Annotated in this window: 2 protein-coding genes; both read right to left on the minus strand. The window is 72.3% G+C overall.

Translation table 11 applies throughout. The annotated features are described in order from the left end of the window. On the minus strand, positions 1 to 3,140 hold a 3,140-nt coding region (locus ACIPXB_RS37000; protein WP_401457392.1), incomplete at its 3' end, for an amino acid adenylation domain-containing protein. Next, on the minus strand, positions 3,140 to 6,787 hold a 3,648-nt coding region (locus tag ACIPXB_RS37005; RefSeq protein WP_401457395.1), incomplete at its 5' end, for an amino acid adenylation domain-containing protein. The genes ACIPXB_RS37000 and ACIPXB_RS37005, both read right to left, overlap by 1 nt.

Raw genomic sequence — 6,787 nt, forward strand, 5'->3', positions numbered from 1 at the left:
GCACCCGCGGACGCCGCCAGACCCGCCGGCGTCGGAGTGTCGAACAGGGCCCGCACCGACACCGTCACGTTCTGCTTGCGCAACACCTCGACCAGACGGACCGCCAACAGCGAGTGACCGCCGAGTTGGAAGAAGTCGTCCTCGACGCCGACCCCCTCCAGTCCCAGGACCTCGCCGAACGCCCCGCAGAGGATCTCCTCACGCGCGTTGGCGGGTGCTCGGCCGCTGCCCGCGGCAACGGCGAAGTCCGGGGCCGGGAGTGCCTTGCGGTCCAGCTTGCCGTTCCCCGTGAGCGGCAGCGCGTCCATGACGACCACCGCGGACGGGACCATGTGCTCCGGGAGACGCCGGGCCGTGAACTCCCGTACCGCCCTGGGCAGGGAGTCCGGATCGCCGGCCTCGCCCGCGGGGACGACGTAGGCGACCAGACGCAGCTCACCCGGAACGTCCTCACGGGCCACCACCGCCGTCTGCGCCACCCCCGGGTGCGCGGTGACCGCGGCCTGCACCTCACCCGGCTCGACACGGAAGCCGCGGACCTTCACCTGCTCGTCCGCACGCCCCAGGAACACCGCCTTCCCGGCCGCCGTCCACCGGGCCCGGTCACCCGTGCGGTACATGCGCGCACCGGGCTCGAAGGGGTTCGCCACGAACCGTTCCGCCGTCAACCCCGGTCGGCCCACATAGCCGCGCGCCAGCTGCGCACCCGCCACGTACAGCTCACCGGCGACACCCACCGGCACCGGCCGCAGGGACGCATCGAGGATGTAGAACCGGGTGTTCGCCACTGGCGCACCCACCGGCACCACATCGCCGTCCGCCTCCAGGCGGACCGTCGCGACACCGATCGTGGTCTCGGTCGGGCCGTAGTGGTTGAACACCCCCCGGTCACCCGCGTGACCGACCAGGTCGCGCACGAGCGCAGCGGGGGCCGCCTCGCCCCCGAGCACCAGCGAACGCGCCGGCAGGACGCCACCGACGCCCACCACCGAGGACAGCGCCGCCAGGTGCGAGGGGACGACCTTCAGGTGGTCGATTGCGTGCTCCGCCACATACGCGGAGACTGCCGACGGGTCCGTGACCGCGGCCTCGTCGACCACGTGCAGCACACCGCCCGTCGTCAGACTCGCGAACACCACCGTGTTGCCCAAGTCCGTAACCTGCGCCTGGAGCAGTGCGTACCGGCCCCCGGGCGTATCGAACCCCACACGGCCCGGCACCGACGAGACGTAGTTCGCCAAGCCGCCGTGGGTGACTGCCACACCCTTCGGGCGCCCGGTCGAACCCGAAGTGAAGATCACGTACGCCGGATGGTCCGGCATCACCTCCACACCCAGCGGCGCACTCGAAAGGCCCGGCAGCTCCTCCGCGACCGCGGGCCCGTCCAGGACGACCGCCGGCGCGTCCGAGGGGAGCGCGTCGGCCAGGGCCTGCGAGGTCACCACCGCCACCGGTGCGGCGTCCGCCAGCACGGCCGCGATCCGCTCGGCCGGGTGGCCCGGATCCACCGGCAGGTAGGCACCACCGGCCTTCAACACGGCCAGCAGCGCCACGATCATGTCGACCCCGCGCTCCAGCGCCAGCGCGACAACGGATTCGGGACCCACGCCACGGTCCGCCAGAAGCCGGGCGAGACGGTTCGCCCGCGCGTCCAGACCGGCATACGAGAGTTCGATTCCCTCGCTCACCACCGCCGGTGCGTCCGGAGTCCGGGCCACCTGCGCCTCGAACAGTCCGGGCAGCGTCGCCGGCTCGAGTTCCAGCGCCGTGTCGTTCCACTCGACCAGCACGCGGTGACGCTCGGCGGCGTCGAGCAGGTCGATACCGTCCACATGTGCCTGCGGGTCGGACGCCACGGCAGCCAGGACCCGTACGAAGCGCTCCGCGATCCGCTGGACCGACTCCGCGTCGAAGAGGTCCGCCGCGGCGTTCACCGTGCCGAACAGGCCCGCGGGCGCGCCCAGCACGTCGGACGTCTCGCCCAGCAGCACGTCCAGATCGAACCGCACCGGCGGCGCCCCCGTGTCCAGGCCGCTCGCCTTCAGGCCGGGCAGGTCGAGCTCCCCCTGCGCGTTGTTCTGAAGGGTCAGCGCCGTCTGGAACAGGGGATGACGCCCCCGGGACCGCGTCGGTGACAGCTCCTCGACCAGCTTCTCGAAGGGCACGTCCTGGTGGTCGAACGCCGACAGACTGGTCTCCCGGACCCGGCCGAGGACCTCACGGAACGTCGGGTCGCCGGACAGGTCCGTCCGGATCACCAGCGTGTTCACGAAGAACCCGACCAGATCGTCCAGGGCCACGTCCGTGCGGCCGGCGACGACGGTGCCGATCGGCACGTCCGTGCCCGCGCCCAGCCGCGACAGCAGCACCGCCAGCGCGGATTGCAGCACCATGAACAGGCTCACGCCCTCTGCCCTGGCCAACTCCGCGAGCTTCGCGTGCACCTCGTGGGGTATCTCGACCGGCGCGGCGTGACTGCGGTGGGAGGTCACCGCCGGACGCGCACGGTCCACCGGCAGCGCCAGCTCCTCCGGTGCTCCCGCCAGGGCGTTCCGCCAGTAGCCGACCTGACGGGAGAGGAGGCTGTCCGGGTCGCTCGCATCGCCCAGCAGCTCCTGCTGCCACAGCGTGTAGTCCGCGTATTGCACCGGCAGCGGTTCCCACTCCGGGGGCCGGCCCGCGCACCGTGCCGCGTACGCCACGGAAACGTCCCGGGCCAGCGGGCCCATCGACCAGCCGTCACCCGCGATGTGGTGCACCACCACCGCCAGGACGTGCTCCGTCGGTGCGGTGGAGAAGAGCCAGGCCCGGATCGGCACCTCCGACGCCAGGTCGAACAGGTGACGCGCGGCCTCGGACACGGCGGCGTCCAGCTCTTCGGGCGCCACCCGGGCGGCCGACAGCTCCCACTCCAGCTCGCCGATCCCGCGGATGCGCTGGTAGGGCTCACCGTCCTTGGTCGGGAACACCGTGCGCAGCACCTCGTGCCGGCCGATCACGTCACGGAGCGCCGCGTTCAGCGCTGACGGGTCCAGCTCGCCCGTCAGGCGCCGCACGATCGGGATGTTGTAGGCCGGGGAGGGACCGTCAAGCTGGCCGATGAACCAGAGGCGACGCTGGGCAAAGGAAAGAGGGATCATCAGTTACTCCTCGTGGTACGCATCGGCCGCAGAGCTGGCCTGGCTGTCTTCTGGGTTCCGAGCTGCCGGGCCAGTCCGGCCGCCGTCGGCGTCCCGTAGAGCGCTCGCAGCGAGACGTCGACCCGCAGCAGCGCCCTGATCCGGCTGATCAGCCGGGTGGCGAGCAGGGAGTGGCCGCCCAGGGCGAAGAAGTCGTCGTCCACGCCCACGCTCTCCAGCCCCAGTACCTCGGCGAACGCCTGGCACAGGAGCTCCTCCTGGCGGTTCGCCGGTGCCCGGCCCGCCCCTGCGGTGTACTCCGGGGCGGGCAGGGCCTTCCGGTTCAGCTTTCCGTTGGCCGTCAGCGGCAGTGCGTCGAGCGTCACGATGGCCGACGGGACCATGTACGCGGGAAGCCGCTCCTGGACCGCCGACCGGAGCGTCTGCGCGAGCCCCTCGGCCGCCTCGGCCCGCTCCCCGGCGGGCACCACGTAGGCCACCAGCCGCTGGTCGCCGGGCTTGTGCTCGCGGACCACCACGACGGCCTGCGCCACCGAATCGTGCCCGGCGAGCACCGCTTCGATCTCACCCGGCTCGATCCGGAATCCGCGGACCTTCACCTGCTCGTCGGCGCGGCCCAGGCACTCCAGCTGACCGTCCGGCGTCCACCGCGCCAGGTCACCCGTGCGGTACAGCCGTGCCCCCGTCCCGTACGGCGAGGCCACGAACCGCTCGGCCGTCAGGCCCGGACGGCCCGTATACCCGCGCGCCAGCTGAGCGCCCGCCAGGTACAGTTCGCCGGCCACGCCGACCGGAACCGGGTGCATCGAGGCGTCCAGGACGTACACGCGCACGTCCGCGAACGGACGTCCCACCAGCACGGGGCCTGCGGTGACCTCGGCCGAGGTCACCCAGACCGTGGCCTCGGTCGGCCCGTACAGGTTCACGGCGGCGGTCCCGAGATCGGTGAACCGCTGCGCCAGCTCCGGAGGCAGCGCTTCGCCACCCACCAGCGCCCGCACCCCGGTGGGCAGGGCACCTTCGTCCAGCAGCGCCCGCCACAACGACGGCACACCCTGCACCACCGTCGCGCCCGACGACTCCACCAGCTTCGTCAGGGCCAGCGGATCCCGCACTTCCTCCCGGGAAGCCACCACCACCGACGCCCCCGACACCAGCGGCAGGAACAGCTCCAGCGCCGCGATGTCGAACGACACGGTCGTCACCGCCACCAGGCGGTCAGCACCGGCCAACGGAACCCGCTCCCCCACACCCCGCAGGTGCGACGCCAGAGCACCGTGGGACACCACCACGCCCTTGGGCCGACCCGTCGAGCCCGAGGTGTAGATCACGTACGCCGGATGCTCCGGGAGCAGCGCGGCGGACCCGGCCTCGGACGGCACGGCCGTGGCCGGCTCCGCACCCTCCCGTGCCGCTGCGGGGTCGTCCACGGCGACCACGTCGATCCCGAGTCCCGCCAGCCGGTCCACGGATTCGCGCGTGGCCATCATCAGGGCGGCCCCGGCGTCGGCGATCATGTACGCCACCCGGTCCGCCGGGTACTCCGGGTCGATCGGCAGGTACGCCCCGCCGGACTTCATCACCGCGAGCAGCCCGACCACCAGGTCGACGCCGCGGTCGAGGGCAACCGCCACCACCGACTCCGGGCCCACACCCCTGCCGGTCAGCAGCCGCGCCAGCCGGTTCGCCCGTGCGTCCAGCTCCGCGTACGAGACCTCCTCAGCACCGGCGACGACGGCTGTCGCATCCGGGGTACGGGCGACCTGCGCCGCGAACCGCTCCGGAACGGGCACCTGCGCGGCGCCCGGCCCGCCCGTGCCGTTCCACGCGTCGAGCATCGTGTTCAGCTCGCCGTCGTCGAGCACGCGCACCGCGGACAGCCGCTGCTCGGCACCGCCGTCCATGGCGGTCTCCAGCGCGGCGACCAGATTCTCCGCGGTGGTGCACATCAGCCGCCCCACGGACTCCACGTCGACGGCGGCCACCGCGTCCACGGTCAGCTCGATCGAATCGCCGTTGTCGTCCACGGCCACCACGAGGGGATAGTTGCTGCGCTCCCGCGCGAACCGCATCTCGAAGCCTTCGAAGCCGCGGTTGCGGTCCTGCGCCGCCTGCCCGGATCCCTGGGGGTTGTGGCGGTAGTTGAACAGGGCGGTGAACAGCGGGGTGTCACCCGCCAAGCCGCTGGCCTGCTGGGCCAGGGCCAGGGAGGCGTGCTCGTGCTCCAGCAGCTCGGCCAGCTGGCCGCGCATCGCACCCACCGCTTCCAGCACACCCAGCTCGCCGGTACGCACGCGTACCGGCAGCGTGTTGATGAACGGGCCCGGGACCCGGTCGGCTGCGGCGCCGGCGTTCATCCGGCCGACCAGCACGGTGCCGAACACCACGTCCGTCCGGCCCGACACAGCCGCCAGCATCCGTGCCCAGGCCACGTGCAGCACGGTCGCGGCGCTCGTGCCCAGACGGCGCGAGACCGTGCGCAGTCGCGTGTGCAGCTCCGGAGCGACGGGCACCCGCACCCAGACCGTGTCCGATCCGTCGCCGTGGACGTCGCCCAGGCCGTACGGTGCGGTGGTCTCCTCGACGTCGCCGAGCAGCTCGGTGAAGTACCTCTCGTGCTCCGACTGCGCCACGCCGCCACGGGCCTGCGCCACGAAGGTGCGCAACGGCACGGGCTCCGGCAGCGAACCGCCCCGGCCCGTCAGGAACGCCTGGACCTCGTCGTGCAGGACCTCCAGGGCGACGTGGTCCTGGACGGCGTGGTGCACCTTCAGCAGCATCAGCCAGTGGTCACCGCCGGGCACCGCGGCCACGTGCAGGGTCAGCAGCGGCGCCCTGCCCAGGTCCATCGACGCCCCTCCGGCCGCCAGGAGCTGCTCGACCAGGTCACCGCCGCCGGCATCCAGGGTCACCTCCTCGACGGAGAGCGGGGCCCGCCGCCACACCACCTGCACCGGCTCGCGCAGCCCCTCCCACACCAGCGAGGTACGGAAGATGTCATGCCGGTCGACCACCTGCTGCAACGCGGCGGTGAACGCCTCCAGCAGCTCCCGGGACTCCAGCTCGAACACCTGCTTGCTGACGTACGCGTCGTCGCCGCCGTCCGCCAGCAGGTGGTGGAAGAGGAGACCTTCCTGGAGCGGGGCGAGGGGGTAGACGTCGGCGATGTCGGCCGCACCACCGGGGACGGTTCCCACCATGGTGGCGATCTCCTGCTCCGACAGCCGCACCATGGAGAGCAGCTCCGGTGTGATCTCCTGCGCGTCGGCGGGGATCAGGTTCGCCGGTGCCTCCACCTGCACCGCTCCGGTGGAGGTGGCGAGGGCGGCCGGGGTCGGGGTCTGGAACAGTGCCCGTACCGACACCGTCACGCCGTGCGAACGCAGCACCTCCACCAGACGCACCGCGAGCAGCGAATGCCCGCCGAGCCGGAAGAAGTCGTCGTCCACCCCGACCGACTCCAGCCCCAGCACCTCGGCGAACGCCGCACAGACGATCTCCTCACGCGCGTTCACCGGACCCCGGCCCCCACCAGCCACATACACCGGAGCCGGCAGGGCCTTGCGGTCCAGCTTCCCGTTCACCGTCAACGGCAGCCCGTCCAGCACCACCACCGCCGACGGAACCATGTACTCCGGCAACCGCTC

Origin of the sequence: Streptomyces sp. NPDC090022 (assembly GCF_044748145.1) — a bacterium.
GTDB lineage: Bacteria > Actinomycetota > Actinomycetes > Streptomycetales > Streptomycetaceae > Streptomyces.